This window comes from Youxingia wuxianensis (genome assembly GCF_014385085.1).
Classification (GTDB): Bacteria; Bacillota; Clostridia; order Oscillospirales; family Ruminococcaceae; genus Youxingia; species Youxingia wuxianensis.
Genome location: NZ_JACRTD010000003.1, coordinates 1 through 15,992, shown reverse-complemented (window position 1 = coordinate 15,992; position 15,992 = coordinate 1). Strand labels below are relative to the sequence as shown.

Here is a 15,992-nt window from a genome sequence, read left to right as displayed (position 1 = left end):
AAATTATGATCGAAATTAAAGGAAAATACAATCAGGCCAAGATCTTCACCGATGTGGTGGACAGTGCCTCCATCGCACAGGTTCAGGAACTGTGCAACCAAGAATTTACGGCGGGCAGCCGTATCCGGCTCATGCCCGACATCCACGCCGGGGCGGGCTGCACCATCGGCACGACGATGACCATCACCGATAAGGTGGTACCCAATCTGGTGGGTGTGGACATTGGGTGCGGCATGGAAACCACCCGCATCCGGGAGGGACGGCTGGAGCTTCAGAAACTGGACAAGTTGATCTATGAGAAGATCCCCTCCGGCTTCTCCATCCGGGATAAGGCCCACCGCTATCTCAGCCAGATCGACTTGAGCGAACTGTGCTGTGCCCGCCATGTGGATCTGCTCCGGGCAGAAAAGAGCATCGGCACCCTGGGCGGCGGGAACCACTTCATTGAGGTGGACAAGGACGACGAAGGGAATCTCTACATCGTGGTCCACTCCGGCAGCCGTCATCTGGGCGTAGAGGTGGCCGCCTACTATCAGGAGGCGGGTTACAAGGTGCTCAACCGTACCGACGATGCCTCCCTGCAGGCGCTGGTGGCTCAGATGAAGGCAGAGGGCCGGGAGAATGAAATCCAGAAAGAACTGAAGAAACTGAAAAACATCAAGCAAACTAACATCCCCAAAGCTCTCGCTTATGTGTCCGGAGAATTGTTTGAGCAGTATATCCACGACATGAAGATCGTCCAGCACTTCGCCATGCTTAACCGGCAGGCCATGATGGATGAGATCATCAAAGGCATGAAGCTCCATGTGGAGGAACAGTTTACCACTATCCATAACTACATCGACACCGATGCCATGATCCTGCGGAAAGGGGCTGTGTCCGCCAAAGAGGGCGAGCAGCTGCTCATCCCCATCAATATGCGGGACGGGAGCCTGCTCTGTGTGGGCAAGGGTAACGAGGACTGGAACTGCTCCGCTCCCCACGGCGCCGGCCGCCTGATGAGCCGGGCGGACGCTAAACAGTCATTCACGGTGTCTGAATTCAAAAAGCAGATGGCAGAGGTCTACACTACCTCGGTGAGCAAGGCTACCTTGGATGAGTGCCCCATGGCCTACAAGGGGATGCAGGATATTCTGGACAACATCGGCCCCACGGCGGAGGTGAGGAAGATCATCCGCCCCATCTACAACTTCAAGGCCGGGGATGAGGATTAAAAAACGGAGAGAAATACCATGGTGAGAGATGGACTTGTGTTCAAAGATGAGGATGGTCAGGTCATATTCAACCAGTACAGCTTCTGCGAACTGGTGAAGCATCTGCTGGTGGAGCTGGTGGGGATCTCCTATGCGGAAGCCTCCCAGACAGTGGAACGCTCACCGCTGGCAGCGCCAGTGGCCGATGCCTTGGGAGTGGCGGTATTCAGCCATGACCTGCCTTATTACTGGGCTATGTCTTTCTACTATGGGAACGGTTACTGGTGGGAAAAAGGCATTCCGGCGCAGCCAGAGGATATGGATGCCTATGAAGCTTTGGAAAATAAGATCATGGAGAAATACCACTTAAAGGAGCCATTTATATGGATATGAGAGAGGTGTTCACCATCGACGGCCGCCGCTTTTCTAACATGGCCGGTTTTTATGACGAGGTGGAGCGGGTATTTACCTTCGGTTTGGACTGGAAGATCGGTCGGAACCTGAACGCCTTTAACGATATTCTCCGGGGCGGTTTTGGGCGGCATGAGTATGGACAACCCATCCACATCCAGTGGCTGGCCTTTGAAAAAGGCGTCCGTAATCTCGGGAAAGAGACTATGGACACCATTGTGGAAATCATTTTGGATACCGACCATTCCGGGCACGACTGTACCCTGGAACGGCTTTGACCAAGCAAAAAAGGAGGCATCACTATGGGACTTGACATCTACGCCGGAACATTGACCCGGTACTACTCTCACAACTGGAAAACCGTTGTCCAGCAGTGGGCTGAGAAAAATGGATATACCTTCAACCGGATTACCCCAGATGGAGAGCCTGCCGATGATGGGGAGGAGCTGTCCCCGGCGGAGGTTCAGGCGGCGGTAGAGAACTGGCGGGACCAGATTCTGGCTGCCATCGCCCAGCCGGGGCAGGAGCCCTACGCCCCCTGGCCGGAGGACAATGAGAAACCCTACTACACCGACAAGCCGGACTGGGACGCCTTCGGCGCCATGCTGCTGGTGGCCGCCTGCCATACATATGGAGAGCCGGTGCCGCCTACTGTGGAGAAAAACTGGGACTTTGGGGAGCATCCTCTGATCTCCCGCCTTGCATCAGATGAGGAGCGGGTCTGGTCCCTGTTCCGTGGGGCCACTTGGTGGCTGCCTCTGTCGGATGCCTTCTTCTTTCAGGCCCCTCTGCCCACCGACGATCAGGCTATGATCGCCACCCTGGGCGGTCTGCGGAAGGAACTGGAGAAGCTGAACCAGCTGGCATGGCAGGCGGATGAGGACACCATCCTCGATTGGGCCGACACCGAGGGCTACCCGGTGGACGGCACCATAGGCTCGGACGGACAGTACAGCAAAGCGGACATCCCGGAACACACCCAGTACGATACCCAATCCCTGGCCAAGTTCGCCTTTTCCATGTTCTGGCGGGCCATGCGGTTTGCCGAGGAACAGCAGGTGCCCATCCTGCTTGATTATTAAAGAGGATTTGTCAGGAGGTGGAGACCAAATGAGCGATAAAGTATTCCAGCAGAACCTGGATGACAAAAAGGGCCCCCAGCCCGGCGGCCCCTATCTCATTCAGATGCTGTTCAAAGAGCCGGTGGACATGCCGGACAAAGATAAAATGACTGCCGTAATGGGGAAACACATCGGATCAGCAGAGTGCATCTGTTATGATAAGAAAATGGCCGGCTTTGCCGCCCTGGATCATATCGCGGAATTTCAGGACGGCAAATGCCCGGTGCAGCTGATGGTGATGAAATGCGACAAGTTCAAGGGCAAAGGTTTTGATGCCTTTTTGCTGAGCCAGATGTGGGACTGCCAGGAAGACCGAGAGCGGATTTTCCGGGAGTGCCGGTATCAGGTGGTGGCCACCGATATGCTGGCTGCGGCGCTTCCGGCGCTGGAGCGGGCCAACCTGGACGCCAACTTCTTGGAGGCTCTGGCGGAGCTGTACCCCTCATGCGAAGCATTCTATTTCCAGAACTGCGGCAAGCTGTTTCTGGCAGAGGATGTGCGCTCCCATCAGATTGAGGGCCCGGATCGGTTCATCCGCTTTGGCGTCAATGTCCGATTCTTCAACATTGAGGGCACTGAGGATATGCTCATTGACACGGTGGGCATGGGCACCCTGTTTCTGCCGGATCTCCAGTACCACTTCCACGATATGGACCCCAACTGGGTGGTAAACCACGCCTACAATGTGGCGTCCTATATTCTGGCCAATGACAACCCCATTCAGGATGGAGAAACGATAGACGGCGTAGAGAATGGTCAGATGAGCAGGGAAATCCAGTGGAAGTGCCAATATGAGGATGCTCTGATCCAGCCACCCAGAGGAGTGCTGGACATCAACATGGGAAAATATGCATCTGGAGGCCGCTGAGAAACAGCAGGAGCATAATTTTGAGAGCACAAAACTCTATTTAGGAGGTGATCACAATGCAGAGTAATATCCGTATCATTGAGCTGCTGCGGTTTCTTTATCAGCAAACCGATGAAGCACATACGGTTACAGTATCTGAGATGATAGAGTACCTCAAAAGCAAAGGGATTCCATCTGTGCGTCAAACTGTCTATACTGACTTGGAGGCGCTGGACGCCGCAGGAATTGATATCGTCCAAATCAAAAGCACACAAAACAGATATTTCATTGGCAGCCGAATTTTTGAATATCCTGAGTTGAAGATGCTTGTAGATGCCGTGGCATCCTCCAAGGTGATTTCTGCGAAAAAATCTCAGGCACTAATTCAAAAGCTGGGACAGTTGACCAGCATCCAACAGGCGGAACAGCTCCAAAGGTTGGCCAGCCTCTCCAGCCGTGTGAAGCCGCATAACGAAAAGGTCTATTACATCATTGATAGCATTCAGACTGCTATCTTGGATCAACACCAAATCAGTTTCCAATACTATGAGTACACGCCAGAGAAAAAGATAATCCTGAAACACGATGGATATCGCTATATTCTGGACCCCTATGCTTTGGAGTGGAAGAACGACCATTATTATTTGATTGGATACTCTCATAAGCATAAGGGAATTGCCCATTTTCGTGTGGATCGTCTGACCAGCGTGGAGCCGTTGGATTCCAAGTTCCAGCCAATGCCTGATTTTGATGTAGCCGCCTATACGAACAAAATGGTTGATATGTTTGCGGCAGAGCATGCAGAGCAGGTCAAACTTCTCTGTTCCAATGAGCTGATGCGGGTCATCATTGACCATTATGGTGAAGACATCGAGATATCTCCATATGATGATACCCACTTTACAGTGATAATTGAAGTCAAACCCAGCGGAACCTTTTATGGGTGGGTATTTAAGTTTATGGGAAAAATACGAATTTTGTCACCCCAATCCTGTGTAGATAAAATGCAGGATATCGCTCGTACATTTATATGAGAACCCCCCGCAAGGTGTTAAAGAATTTTAACACCTTGCGGGGAACTCTTTTTTTTGCCATTGAATAGAACACCTGTTCTGACTATAATGAAATTAAGAGTTCGCTGCACAGCGAACACCCTCAATAACAGGAGGCAAGTCACCATGACTTTTGGAGCGTTTATCTCTGCAAAGCGTAAAGAACTTAGGCTAACGCTGCGAGAAACCGCAAAGCATCTTGGTATTGCATGTGGGTATCTCAGTGATGTTGAGCAGAGCCGTCGTCCCGCACCAGAAGGTGATTTTGTAGAACGGATATCTCGCTATCTGGATCTCAGCAAAACCGATCATGAAAGGCTGCTTGACTTAGCTGCAAAGTCTCGGAATAGGATTTCTGCCGATCTACCAGAGTATATCATGCAAAAGGATATCGTTCGTGCAGCACTTCGTGTTTCTAAAGATGTGAATGCCACCGACGAGGAATGGCAGGCATTCATTGAGCAAATGAAAAATCGACCGCGATAAGGGGGGCCTACGGTGTCAGTTCCGCGAATTCGCTTGGAGACAGTTGAAGCTATTGCACGCAAAATCCTGATGGAATATGACAGCTCGCTTCTGAGTGGTGAACCGAGACCGATCCCTATCGAAGCTATCATCGAAGTAAAGTTCGACCTGATTCTGGAGTATCACATTCTCCGCAAAAATGGTGCTGTATTGGGAGAAACCATCTTTGATGACGGCCCCGTCATCCTATATGATATGGATGAACGGTCGTATAAAATCATTGCTGTCAGAAAAGGAACGATTCTGATTGATGAACGCCTTTGTGAAACTCGCAGTATCGGGCGACTTCGCTTCACATGTGCCCATGAGCTGGCCCACTGGGTGCTACATAAGAATCTGTATTCTGGGACTGGGAATATTGCAGCATACAATGGACAGTGCTCTACTGACGAGAGCGATGGAATGATAGAGAGACAAGCGGATGCGTTGGCCACAGCCCTTCTGATGCCGCTTCCGCAAATCAAAAAGTGTTTTTATCGTCTCCGCTCCGGAAGAACTATGGAGCAAATAGTTGCAGAGATGGCTCAGATATTTGAGGTTTCCAAACAAGCTATGCAAATTCGCTTGCAGTCGCACAATTTAATGTAAATAAGGGTGCCTTGGATATAGGGTCCTCACCAGGACCCTATATCTGCCCCTTGTAAGTTTTTATGCCCAAAATGTTCGCTGGCCAGCGAACAAGGAAGGAGGAAACCATGAGGAAAGAGAGTGCAACGATCCGCAAATGCCACAGCAGACTTTCATCACTTGGTCTGGACAGCACGGTGGCTTTTCATAAGAGCAAGTTGATTCTCAAAATTTATCGGGATGTTGTCTGGGTGTTGAGTGAGAGAGCCCAAGAGCTCCAGGAGTATGCCTGGGAATTGGGCGATCAGGACCTGAGTACCGGACTATGCTATCTGGAGAACTTTGCTCCAGATATAGATTTGCAGGATTTTGAGGAGAAGGTCTGCTGCGTTATCCAAAGCCAAATGCTGGTAGATGTAATCAATCGTGCATTACTACGCCTGAAGCGGTATCCAGATCGAGGAGAGTTGTACTATGAGATCCTCAGCAAGCAATTCATTTACCGTTTCAACAGTACTGAAAAAGAGCTTCTGGATGAGTTGAATATGGAGCGCAGCGTGTTTTATGACCGAAAAAAGGAGGCGATTTATCTGTTTTCTATCTGTCTGTTTGGCTATGTTATCCCTGAATTGATGGATGGGGTGCCCCGACTTTATCCCGACTAAAGCCCGATACATCCCCGACGGAATCCCTACTCCCTTCCGATTTTGAACCTGCTATACTGGCTACAGTGGCAGGTATGCTCTAAAATTTGAATACTTAACATAAGGACTCGACACCGCTTTCCGCGGTGACCGGGTCCTTTTTCATTCCTGCCGCAAATATGGCGGCAGGAATGAGCTGGAGGGCGTTATAACGCCCCCGGATTTTTTTCTGCCCGGCATTAGGAGGGCCGGCATGCGCTGGGAGGCGTACATTGCCAGGTACCCGTAGCCCCAAGGTTTTGATTTTCCAATCAAAATCTTGAAGCTACGGAGGTTTGCCACATGGCAGAAGAAAGAAAATACAGGATTCGGGTAGATGGAATCTTGGTGGACGTCAGCAAAGAAGTGTATCACGCATATTACAGCATCGAACGCCACACTCGCACCCTGGACGAGAAGGATACGCGCAACGGCAAGGTTTTATATAGCGATCTGGACACAGATGAGCTGCTGGGCGAGGAGGTGCTCCCTGATAGGAACGCTGAACGAGTTGAGGATTCCGCCATTTGCAGTATTCTGTGCGAAGAACTGCATTATCAACTTGCCATGCTTCCTGCCCAGGATAGGGAGTTGATACAGGCGCTATATTTTGAATGCCTGACAGAGCGGGAATATGCGAAGCAGATTGGCATTTCTCAGAAGGGTGTCAACAAGCGCCGTCAGAAGGTATTAGATAAACTCAGGAGCATGATGAAAGCAAAATAAAAAATTTGGTTCTCAACCCTCTCACGAACTCGGCTTAGTAGTGAGGGGGTCAATTTATCTGCCCCCCCCGCGCTCCTTGAAAACTGAATATCCGATTGTCTGAATACTTTCCTGCCGGGGCCCCTTGACCAGGGGCAAGCGACTTTGGAGGATGCGCCAAGACCACCTGTAGGTGCTGCGGATCGACTCGAAGAAAATGTTTACTGAAAAAGAGTTCGAAAGCTCGACTGCAAAAGCACCTATCAACGACGGCCAAATAAGGTGCCAAGCGGGTCCATCCGTTCATAAAACAGCCGATGGCAAGCTGTATCGCAATGATTCCGTCAGGGACAATGATACTTCCGTCCAGTCCCAGCCCCCACCCAAATGGGGATCACGCAAGGAGGGCGGCCGACAGAGATCCTGCCGGGGGTGAGATTCCCATGACACGGTGAAGCCAGCCGTGGTTCAGACTAATCGCCCTATGAGCCAGCATTGTATTCGCTGGTTCTGCGCTTGGGGAAGTAGTGTCGAATACGAGCGCATCAGAAAGACAACACAAATGTAAAGTCTTAATATCAGAAGCCATGGGGATCGCTTCTGTCCAAAACCCATTATTGACAGGAATATGCCGTGTGTGCAGCCGTTCCGACCAGATACGGGAGATGTAGAGGCGGTCCCTATGTTTGTGGTATTAAGCCAAAGATGTTGAGGAGGTGTATCCCGTGAAAACATATTGCAGTCAGGAGATCAGCCGCGGCGATATTTACTATGCTGACCTGCGGCCGGTGATTGGGTCTGAGCAAGGCGGTATCCGTCCAGTGCTCATTTTGCAGAACAATGTTGGCAACCGGCACAGCCCCACTGTGATTGTAGCCGCCATCACCGGCCAGAGGCACAAACCCAGGCTCCCGACTCATGTAAGCCTGAATAGTTCGGTGCCTGGACTCTACCGCGATTCCATTATTCTGCTGGAGCAGCTTCGCACACTTGACAAGAGCAGACTGATGGATAAGGTCGGTTCATTGGGGAAAGCGCAAATGCTTAAGATCGACCATGCACTGGAGGTCAGTGTTGGACTTCTGTCAAGCTATAACACAGTTTGAGTTTGCCCGGTATTCTGGACAACTTATACCCATGAAGATAGACCAAACGATAGACTACCGGGGCCGTTCATCGGCTCCGGTGAACGGCACCCCATAACAGGAGGGTGTTTTATGACCAAGACAGAACTTCGAGATAACCTTGTATTTCTTTCTGCACTGAAGCTGCTGGGGCAGCTCACCGAAAAGGGCCTGCTGACCATGGAGGAGGCAGAGAAGTCCCGCACCGAGCTGGAACGAAAACTCCGCCCCACGCTGTTGTTCGCATGAATAGGCTCTGTACGAGAATAGCTTATTACCCAGTTTTCCTGCTCCTTTTTCGTTGGTGTTGGTAATAGCTATTGCGGAAGGGCTGTGGTAGTGTGTGTTGCTGAAAGGAGGTCAAAAAAGATATGACCGCAACAAACATAACCGCTACAAATACTCCGCGGGTCACCGTGATCGATCCACGAGCCCCTGAAAAAGCAAAGCTGAGGGTAGCGGCCTACGCCAGAGTCAGCAGTGACTCTGAAGATCAGGTAAACTCCTACATCGCCCAAGTCGACTTCTATTCTAAGCACATCGCGGGAAAAGAGGAATGGGAGATGGTGGACATCTACGCCGACGAGGGCATCTCCGGGTTGGAAGCCAGAAACCGGGATGAGTTTAACCGGATGATGGCCGACTGCCGGGAAGGAAAAATTGACCGGGTTCTCTGCAAGTCCATTTCACGCTTCGCCCGCAACACACAGGAATACATCCAGTTTGTGCGGGAACTGCTCCGGCTGGGCATCTCCATCCACTTTGAAAAGGAGAACATCGATACCGGGAAGATGACCTCGGAACAGATCGCCCAGATCTATGGAGCGTTTGCCCAGATGGAATCCACCAGCCACTCCAGTAATATGCGGTTCAGCGTCCGTATGCGGATGGAAAATGGGCTGTTCGTCCCACCCTCCGTTCCCTATGGATACCGGCTGGCTGGAAGGGATCTGGAGATCGTGCCGGAGGAAGCCGAGGTGGTCCGCCGCATATTCTCGGCCTATTTGAGCGGCCAAGGAAAGGATGACATCGCCAAAGAACTGAACCAGCTTGGAGTGGATCGGGGGCGGAACCGCGAAAAGTGGTATCCCAGTACGGTGGCCTACATTCTGACAAACATCTCGTATACCGGGAATATGATTTGGCAAAAGAGCTATGCCACAGATACGATACCATTCCAGCAGGTTCGAAACCGCGGCCAAAAGCCTCGTTATTTTGTGGAGCACAGTCACCCGGCCATTGTAAGTAGCGAGGATTTCCAGCGTGTACAGAAGCTGATGTCCTTCCGAAATGGGCAATTTCGAGGGACTGTCCCACAGCGACGGGAAACCCTCTATAGTAAGCGCATTTACTGTGGGGAATGTGGCTCTCTCTGCCGCAAGAAGGTCACGGGTGGGAAAACATACTGGGTCTGCCGCCGTCATGATAGTGACAAGGCAGACTGCCCCATTTCTCAGATTCCCGAGTTGGAAATCACTGCGGCGATCCTGCGGCTCTATCACAAGCTGAAGCTGGGACAGGAAACCGTCCTTCGGCCCGTCCTCACCCAACTTCAGGAACTGCGGGAGCGGGAGCTACGCTCCAACCGTAAAATCAGCGATATTGACAATGAAATAGCCCGTATCTCAGAGCAGAATCTCGTCCTTGTCCGGCTGAAGTCGAAAGGATATGTAGATTCTGCTCTCTATTTATCTCAGATGGACGAGATCGAACACAAGCTGCGAGAGCTTAGAAAGCTCCGTCGCCGTCTTCTGGAGACTGCCGGTGAAGACCGGCAGATCCAGGAAACGGAGCGAATGCTGGAGTATCTGACAGACAGTCCAGAATGGCTGGATGAGGTCACCTCGGATCTGTTCAGAGAACTGATTGAGCGGATCACTATTATCTGCCCGACACGGTTAAAATTCCGCCTACTGAATGGGCTGGAGCTGTCGGAAAGCATAGAAAGGATGGTGCGGTAAATGGCGTGGCAAAGAAAAACACCATTTGGGTACCAGATTCAGAATGGCAGAATCACCTGTCACCCAGAGGAAGCAGAGTCTGTAAGGTATATCTTCTCCCACTACCTGCTGGGCAGTTCCTACAACCAAATCGCTGACGAGATGGCCCAGCAAGGTGTGCGCTACCATCAACATACTGCCCAGTGGAATAAACACATGGTCAAACGGATCTTGGAGAACGAGCGGTATCTGGGGCTGGATGGATATCCTCGGCTGATAGCAGACGAGGAATTCCTCGCCGTCCGCCTGCGGCGGGGAGAACAGAATACCTATGCCCCCTGCCCAAGCGAGATCCTCCCCATACGTGACAAAGCGGTCTGCGCCCTCTGCGGGGAAAAGATGGCACGGGATACCAAATCCCATGGCCGCCCATGCTGGCGGTGTAAAAATCCGGAGTGTGGTTGCAGCATATATCTTGATGACAGTGTCATTCTGGAGCTGATGATTCAGAAACTCAAAGAGCTGGCAAAATCCCCCGAGCGCTTCCAACTACCCCAAGCTGCCCCAGCTTCAACGGATGCCCTCCGCATTGAGAATGAACTGGCTCTCTGCTTTAACAGGGCAGATATCAATGCAGAATATATGAAAACACTGATCATGGCCGCTGCTGCCGAGCGCTATGCCGGCCTGAGCGACCCCACACCATCCCATAGGCTGGCGCTGCTTCGGCAAAAGCTGGAACGGAATCCGGAGGATGAAGAAGCTCTGTGGGAGCTTTTCGGGGCGGTAATCGCCCAGGTATCCATCGGCAAAGGCGGAGAGATCAGCTTATATCCAAACCGATAAAAAGGAGTGTGCCTCATGAACATACAGCAAACCGCCCCGACCCCTAAACTGGTCACCATGATCCCGGCTGACCCTCAGATGGCGGAACGGGATCTCCGAAAAAAGCACCTGCGGGTCGCGCCTTACTGCCGGGTATCGACCGATAAGGAGGAGCAACTCTCCAGTTACGAGGCCCAAATCGAATACTATACGGAAAAAATCGATGCCAATCCGGATTGGACGATGGTTCGCCTCTACGCCGATGAGGGCATTACCGGCACATCGGCCAAGAAGCGAAAGGATTTTCTCCAAATGATCCGGGACTGCGAGCGTGGCAAAATTGATCTTGTCATCACCAAATCGGTATCCCGGTTCTGCCGCAACACTCTGGATGGCCTGAACTATGTCCGCCGCCTGAAACGGCATGGCGTGGGAGTTTACTTCGAGAAAGAGAATGTGAACACCCTCTTCATGGATAACGAGATGATCCTCACCTTCATGATGAGCCAGGCCCAGGCGGAAAGTGAATCCCTCAGCGGCAATGTGAAGTGGGGGCACCGGAAAAACTTCAAGGATGGCAAGGTCTACTACCACTGCAAAAACTTCCTCGGCTACCGCTGGGGAGCGGATGGCCAGCCGGAGATCGACCCGGAACAGGCGGCCGTTGTGCGGCGCATCTTCTCCCGGTTTCTGCTGGGACACAGCGTCCGGCAGATCACCACAGATCTGATGGCGGACGGGATCAAAACAGCGACCGGAAAAACGGTATGGCATGACAGCGTGATCCAGAAGATGCTCTGCAATGAAAAATACATCGGTGACGCCCTCCTCCAGAAAACCTACATCGCGGACCTGTTCACCAGAGAAAAGCGGATCAACAACGGAGAACTGCCCAAATACTATGTCCATGACTGCCATCCGGCCATCATTGACCGGGAAACCTTCCAAAAGGTGCAGGAGGAACTGGCCCGCCGGTCCAGTCTCAAGAAAACATCCTCCAAAGCCAAGACGCAGCTGGGGAAATACTGCGGAAAGTATGTACTCAGCGAGCTGCTGGTCTGCGGGGAATGCGGAAGCCCTTACCGCCGGGTGATCTGGACCCAGAAAGGGGTCAAGCGGGTGGTCTGGCGGTGTCAGAACCGCTTGGAGCATGGCAGGAAGATCTGCAAACATTCCCCTACCCTGGATGAGGGAGACATCCATGACGCTGTTATCTCCGCCATGAATGAATTATTCCGGACGCAGGCAGCCAGAAATGCGGTGAAAGCCAGTATTTCGGCTGTTCTGGCGGGAGAAGAACAGACACTGAGCCTGCCCGCTGTGGAGCTTCAGATCCGAAACCTGCAGGAGCGCCAGCTGGAGCTGTTCCAACTGATCGTCAGCGCCGGCGCCGACTGTACCGACTACGATGAGGAGCTCCGACAGGTCAACATGGCCAAGACCAAACTCATGGCAAAAAAAGCGGAGCTGGAAAAGGAACAGCGTGGCGCGGCAGCCTTCGAAGAAAGGCTGGCGGAACTGGATGCGGAACTGGAACAAAGTTGCGGCGCACTCACAGACTTTGATGAACTTACGGTCAGACAGCTGGTCAGCAACATCAAGGTGCTGGATAAGGACAGCCTGCTCATCTGCTTCAAGGACGGAACGGAGATCACCCAGGCCATGCAAAGGAGGCAGACCGCATGATTTATATCACTGGCGATACCCACGGTGGATTCCAGAGGTTCGGAAACAAATATTTTCCGCCGCAAAAGCACATGAGCCGCGAGGACTATGTCATCATCACTGGCGATTTCGGAGGGCTGTGGGACGGAGGCCCAAAAGACTGGTATTGGCTGGACTGGCTGTCCGGCAAACCCTTCACCACCCTGTTTGTGGATGGAAACCACGAGAATTTCGACCTACTGAATGCCCTGCCGGAAAAAGAATGGCATGGAGGCCGGGTACACGAGGTGAGGGAGAATATCCTCCATCTGATGCGGGGGCAGGTATTCACCTTCGGTGGCCTCACTTGGTTCACGATGGGCGGGGCGTCCTCCCACGATATTCGGGATGGCATCCTCGATCCCAAAGAGCCTGACTTTGAACAGCGGTATTGGCTGCTGCGCCGAATGCGGGCCATGTTCCGAGTCAAGGGCGTGAGCTGGTGGGCGGAAGAAATGCCCAACAGTCAAGAATACGCAGACGCACTGAGCAGTTTGGACCGAATGAATTGGAAAGTAGACTGCATCCTAACCCACTGCGGCCCCAGCAGTATCGTGCGGAAAATCGACCCCTCCTATGGAAGTGATCAACTCACCAATTTTCTGGACATGGTCAATCAGCGGTGCCAGTTTATATACTGGTTCTTCGGACACTACCACGACAATCGGATCATCGATAATAGATACATTCTCCAGTGGGAGCAAATCTCCGGATTAGAGCTTTAAAATCAACAGCGGGTGGTATATGACCATCCGCTGTTGGCTTTGAGTGGAGACTCCCAGATTCAAAATGGACTGAAAATCTCTTATGTGGTACAATAACCTTGCACAAGCAGGAAAGACTATACGGAGAAAGGAAGTGAGCCAGGTATGAAGGAACGGACCTACATCTGCTGCGATCTGAAAAGTTTTTACGCAAGCGTGGAGTGTGTAGAGCGAGGATTGGACCCAATGACCACCAATCTTGTGGTGGCAGATCTTCGCCGCACGGAAAAGACCATCTGCCTGGCGGTCACTCCATCCTTGAAAGCCTATGGTATCTCGGGACGGGCACGGCTCTTTGAGGTGGTACAGAAGGTGGCGGAAGTCAATGCCAGACGCAGGCAGGCAGCCCCCGACCGGCAGCTGACCGGCTCGTCCTGGAACGATCCGGAGGTACAGAACGATCCATCCCTGGCGTTGGACTATATTGTCGCTCCGCCCCGGATGGCACATTATATTGACTGGAGTACCAAGATATATGGTGTGTATCTGAAATATCTGGCGCCCGAGGATATTTTCCCGTATTCCATCGATGAGGTGTTCATGGATGTCACCAACTATTTGGATACCTACAAGATGACTGCCAGGGATTTAGCACGAACAATTATTCTGGATATCTTAAAAACCACCGGGATCACTGCTGCCGCTGGAATGGGTCCCAACCTCTATTTGGCTAAAATCGCCATGGATATTGTGGCAAAGCATGTCCATCCAGACAAGGATGGGGTACGGATCGCCAAACTTAACGAGATGACATATCGGCAACTGCTCTGGACCCATCGTCCGCTTGCGGATTTTTGGAGGATTGGCAGAGGCTATGCCACCAAGCTGGAAGCCCATGGCCTATACACCATGGGTGATATTGCCCGTTGCTCCATCGGGAAACCGACAGACTATCACAATGAGGAGCTGCTCTATCGGCTCTTTGGAGTCAACGCAGAGCTGCTCATTGATCATGCCTGGGGCTGGGAACCCTGTACCATAGCGGATGTGAAGGCATATAAGCCCGAAAATAAGAGCATTGTTTCCGGCCAGGTACTCCAGTGCCCCTATTCCTTTGACAAGGCGCGACTGGTTGTCCGGGAGATGGCGGATGCACTGGCGTTGGATCTGGTGGACAAGGGGCTGGTCACCAATCAGCTGGTGCTGACCGTAGGCTATGATATTGAAAATCTGGTATTCACACAGGGCACCGCGGCTTATACCGGAGCGGTCACCACGGATTGCTACGGACGAAAGATCCCCAAGCATGCAGTGGGGACGGAGAACTTCTCCTATACCTCTTCGGCAAACGACCTGCTGGAAGCCGTCACTACTCTCTATGACCGAATCGTGGATAGGACTCTGCTGATCCGCCGTCTCAGCATCAGTGCCAATCGCCTGCTTCGTGAAGATGAAGCGCCCAAGCAGGACGAGACCGAGCAGCTGGATCTTTTCACCGACTATGTGGCGAGGGAGGAGCAACAGGCGGAGTATGAGGCTGAGCACGCTCGGGAGCGGAAGATTCAGAAGACCATGCTTAGGATCAAAAAGAAGTTCGGAAAGAATGCCATCCTCAAAGGTATGAACCTGGAGGATGGGGCAACCGCCAGAGAGCGAAACCAGACGATTGGAGGGCACCAGGCATGAGCGGACCATACGATGATATCATCCAGCTGCCGCATCCCACTTCGGCCAGACATCCGAGGATGTCCCTCTCAAACCGTGCGGCACAATTTTCACCCTTTGCCGCTCTCTCCGGCCATAGTGCTGCACTTGCCGAAACAGCACGGCTGACGGACCAGCAAATCGAGTTGAGCGATGATGATAAGGCTGTGCTCGATCAAAAGCAGCGCATCCTATTGGGGCATATCAATGAACACCCGGAGATCATGGTGACATGGTTCCAGCCGGATGAGAAAAAGGATGGCGGCCAATATATTACGACTACTGGACGGCTGAAAAGGTTTGATGAATCCGCGTGTATGCTGCTTTTGAAAGACGGATCAAACATACCGATCAGCCATATCATCGGGCTGGAAAGCGCATATTTCGAAGGTCTTTTTTGAAACAATATGTTGATGTAGTCTCATATTTAATTGAGAGCGATAAAGTATGATGCCTGAAAGATTTGCCTGAACTAAATATCAACCCTGCACAGGAAACTGGCATCCAGTAGCTTGGTCCTGTTTTATAAGCTGTGGACCCTTTTACACCAAAAACAAAAATATCGATTTTAACCGTCCTTTGCATGCTAAATCCGCATAAACAGTTCGTTTATGCGGATTTTTATTTTTTAATAACCCACTTTTTAACCCACTTATTAAATTATCTTCTATAGGTATAAAGGCGATATCCCCATCGGAACGGCAAGAAATATCCTAAACTAGAGAGGTGTATGTCATGAAATATGTATATCCAGTAATCTTTACACCAGAGGGTACAGATTATAACGTGGTAGTTCCTGATCTTCCAGGATGTGTAACGTTTGGAAAAAATTTGCCAGATGCAATCCAAATGGCTAGAGACGCAATGTCCATGTGGTTATGTGACGC

19 protein-coding genes are annotated in these 15,992 nt (G+C 51.7%); all 19 read left to right on the top strand.

Annotation, left to right across the window (positions count from 1 at the left end; all coding sequences use genetic code 11):
* Positions 1 to 5 precede the first annotated feature (5 nt).
* Positions 6 to 1,214: an RtcB family protein gene (locus tag H8705_RS04245; RefSeq protein ID WP_262394617.1), complete on the top strand. Its 1,209-nt coding sequence runs from the start codon at positions 6 to 8 to the stop codon at positions 1,212 to 1,214.
* An 18-nt stretch (positions 1,215 to 1,232) separates the two neighbouring features.
* Positions 1,233 to 1,586: a hypothetical protein gene (locus H8705_RS04240; protein WP_087170149.1), complete on the top strand. Its 354-nt coding sequence runs from the start codon at positions 1,233 to 1,235 to the stop codon at positions 1,584 to 1,586.
* A complete protein-coding gene (locus H8705_RS04235; protein ID WP_262394616.1) occupies positions 1,577 to 1,882 on the top strand; it encodes a barstar family protein in 306 nt (101 codons plus the stop codon). The genes H8705_RS04240 and H8705_RS04235 overlap by 10 nt, the downstream gene beginning before the upstream one ends.
* Positions 1,883 to 1,906: 24 nt before the next feature.
* Entirely contained in the window at positions 1,907 to 2,686 is a 780-nt protein-coding gene (locus H8705_RS04230) for a hypothetical protein (protein WP_262394615.1), read from the top strand.
* 28 nt (positions 2,687 to 2,714) lie between these two features.
* Positions 2,715 to 3,593, top strand: coding sequence for a DUF4261 domain-containing protein (locus H8705_RS04225; protein ID WP_262394614.1), 879 nt, complete (start codon positions 2,715 to 2,717; stop codon positions 3,591 to 3,593).
* A 56-nt stretch (positions 3,594 to 3,649) separates the two neighbouring features.
* Positions 3,650 to 4,606, top strand: coding sequence for a helix-turn-helix transcriptional regulator (locus H8705_RS04220; protein WP_392392067.1), 957 nt, complete (start codon positions 3,650 to 3,652; stop codon positions 4,604 to 4,606).
* Between the two features lie 144 nt (positions 4,607 to 4,750).
* Entirely contained in the window at positions 4,751 to 5,110 is a 360-nt protein-coding gene (locus H8705_RS04215) for a helix-turn-helix domain-containing protein (RefSeq protein ID WP_193536904.1), read from the top strand.
* Between the two features lie 69 nt (positions 5,111 to 5,179).
* A complete protein-coding gene (locus H8705_RS04210) occupies positions 5,180 to 5,737 on the top strand; it encodes an ImmA/IrrE family metallo-endopeptidase (protein WP_449355433.1) in 558 nt (185 codons plus the stop codon).
* A gap of 107 nt (positions 5,738 to 5,844) precedes the next feature.
* Positions 5,845 to 6,381 carry a hypothetical protein gene (locus tag H8705_RS04205; RefSeq protein ID WP_193536902.1) on the top strand — a complete coding sequence of 179 codons (537 nt, stop codon included), beginning with the start codon at positions 5,845 to 5,847 and terminating at the stop codon, positions 6,379 to 6,381.
* Positions 6,382 to 6,702: 321 nt separating this feature from the next.
* Positions 6,703 to 7,125 (top strand): sigma-70 family RNA polymerase sigma factor, encoded by a 423-nt coding sequence (locus H8705_RS04200; RefSeq protein ID WP_253100735.1) that lies wholly within the window; start codon positions 6,703 to 6,705, stop codon positions 7,123 to 7,125.
* Positions 7,126 to 7,829: 704 nt separating this feature from the next.
* On the top strand, positions 7,830 to 8,210 hold the full coding sequence (locus H8705_RS04195) for a type II toxin-antitoxin system PemK/MazF family toxin (RefSeq protein ID WP_262394612.1): 381 nt from the start codon (positions 7,830 to 7,832) through the stop codon (positions 8,208 to 8,210).
* A gap of 111 nt (positions 8,211 to 8,321) precedes the next feature.
* Complete coding sequence (locus H8705_RS04190) at positions 8,322 to 8,477, top strand: hypothetical protein (protein ID WP_253100729.1); 156 nt, start codon at positions 8,322 to 8,324, stop codon at positions 8,475 to 8,477.
* Between the two features lie 122 nt (positions 8,478 to 8,599).
* Positions 8,600 to 10,189 (top strand): recombinase family protein, encoded by a 1,590-nt coding sequence (locus tag H8705_RS04185; RefSeq protein WP_262394611.1) that lies wholly within the window; start codon positions 8,600 to 8,602, stop codon positions 10,187 to 10,189.
* Complete coding sequence (locus H8705_RS04180; protein WP_262394610.1) at positions 10,190 to 11,014, top strand: recombinase family protein; 825 nt, start codon at positions 10,190 to 10,192, stop codon at positions 11,012 to 11,014. It begins immediately after the preceding gene.
* Positions 11,015 to 11,029: 15 nt separating this feature from the next.
* Complete coding sequence (locus H8705_RS04175) at positions 11,030 to 12,679, top strand: recombinase family protein (RefSeq protein ID WP_262394609.1); 1,650 nt, start codon at positions 11,030 to 11,032, stop codon at positions 12,677 to 12,679.
* A complete protein-coding gene (locus H8705_RS04170; protein ID WP_262394608.1) occupies positions 12,676 to 13,422 on the top strand; it encodes a metallophosphoesterase family protein in 747 nt (248 codons plus the stop codon). The genes H8705_RS04175 and H8705_RS04170 overlap by 4 nt, the downstream gene beginning before the upstream one ends.
* Positions 13,423 to 13,566: 144 nt before the next feature.
* Complete coding sequence (locus H8705_RS04165; protein ID WP_262394607.1) at positions 13,567 to 15,087, top strand: Y-family DNA polymerase; 1,521 nt, start codon at positions 13,567 to 13,569, stop codon at positions 15,085 to 15,087.
* The gene (locus tag H8705_RS04160; protein ID WP_262394606.1) at positions 15,084 to 15,506 is read left to right on the top strand and encodes a hypothetical protein; all 423 of its coding nucleotides are present in this window, start codon (positions 15,084 to 15,086) and stop codon (positions 15,504 to 15,506) included. Before H8705_RS04165 ends, H8705_RS04160 begins: the two co-directional genes overlap by 4 nt.
* 334 nt (positions 15,507 to 15,840) lie before the next feature.
* Positions 15,841 to 15,992 (top strand): type II toxin-antitoxin system HicB family antitoxin (locus tag H8705_RS04155; protein ID WP_262394230.1); only part of this gene is annotated, 152 nt, incomplete at its 3' end.

What these genes read in the sequence shown, in the direction of transcription:
- H8705_RS04245 (WP_262394617.1), top strand. Translation starts at nt 6, where the DNA reads ATGATCGAAATTAAAGGAAAATACAATCAGGCCAAGATCTTCACCGAT.
- H8705_RS04240 (WP_087170149.1), top strand. Translation starts at nt 1,233, where the DNA reads ATGGTGAGAGATGGACTTGTGTTCAAAGATGAGGATGGTCAGGTCATA.
- H8705_RS04235 (WP_262394616.1), top strand. Translation starts at nt 1,577, where the DNA reads ATGGATATGAGAGAGGTGTTCACCATCGACGGCCGCCGCTTTTCTAAC.
- H8705_RS04230 (WP_262394615.1), top strand. Translation starts at nt 1,907, where the DNA reads ATGGGACTTGACATCTACGCCGGAACATTGACCCGGTACTACTCTCAC.
- H8705_RS04225 (WP_262394614.1), top strand. Translation starts at nt 2,715, where the DNA reads ATGAGCGATAAAGTATTCCAGCAGAACCTGGATGACAAAAAGGGCCCC.
- H8705_RS04220 (WP_392392067.1), top strand. Translation starts at nt 3,650, where the DNA reads ATGCAGAGTAATATCCGTATCATTGAGCTGCTGCGGTTTCTTTATCAG.
- H8705_RS04215 (WP_193536904.1), top strand. Translation starts at nt 4,751, where the DNA reads ATGACTTTTGGAGCGTTTATCTCTGCAAAGCGTAAAGAACTTAGGCTA.
- H8705_RS04210 (WP_449355433.1), top strand. Translation starts at nt 5,180, where the DNA reads ATGGAATATGACAGCTCGCTTCTGAGTGGTGAACCGAGACCGATCCCT.
- H8705_RS04205 (WP_193536902.1), top strand. Translation starts at nt 5,845, where the DNA reads ATGAGGAAAGAGAGTGCAACGATCCGCAAATGCCACAGCAGACTTTCA.
- H8705_RS04200 (WP_253100735.1), top strand. Translation starts at nt 6,703, where the DNA reads ATGGCAGAAGAAAGAAAATACAGGATTCGGGTAGATGGAATCTTGGTG.
- H8705_RS04190 (WP_253100729.1), top strand. Translation starts at nt 8,322, where the DNA reads ATGACCAAGACAGAACTTCGAGATAACCTTGTATTTCTTTCTGCACTG.
- H8705_RS04185 (WP_262394611.1), top strand. Translation starts at nt 8,600, where the DNA reads ATGACCGCAACAAACATAACCGCTACAAATACTCCGCGGGTCACCGTG.
- H8705_RS04180 (WP_262394610.1), top strand. Translation starts at nt 10,190, where the DNA reads ATGGCGTGGCAAAGAAAAACACCATTTGGGTACCAGATTCAGAATGGC.
- H8705_RS04175 (WP_262394609.1), top strand. Translation starts at nt 11,030, where the DNA reads ATGAACATACAGCAAACCGCCCCGACCCCTAAACTGGTCACCATGATC.
- H8705_RS04170 (WP_262394608.1), top strand. Translation starts at nt 12,676, where the DNA reads ATGATTTATATCACTGGCGATACCCACGGTGGATTCCAGAGGTTCGGA.
- H8705_RS04165 (WP_262394607.1), top strand. Translation starts at nt 13,567, where the DNA reads ATGAAGGAACGGACCTACATCTGCTGCGATCTGAAAAGTTTTTACGCA.
- H8705_RS04160 (WP_262394606.1), top strand. Translation starts at nt 15,084, where the DNA reads ATGAGCGGACCATACGATGATATCATCCAGCTGCCGCATCCCACTTCG.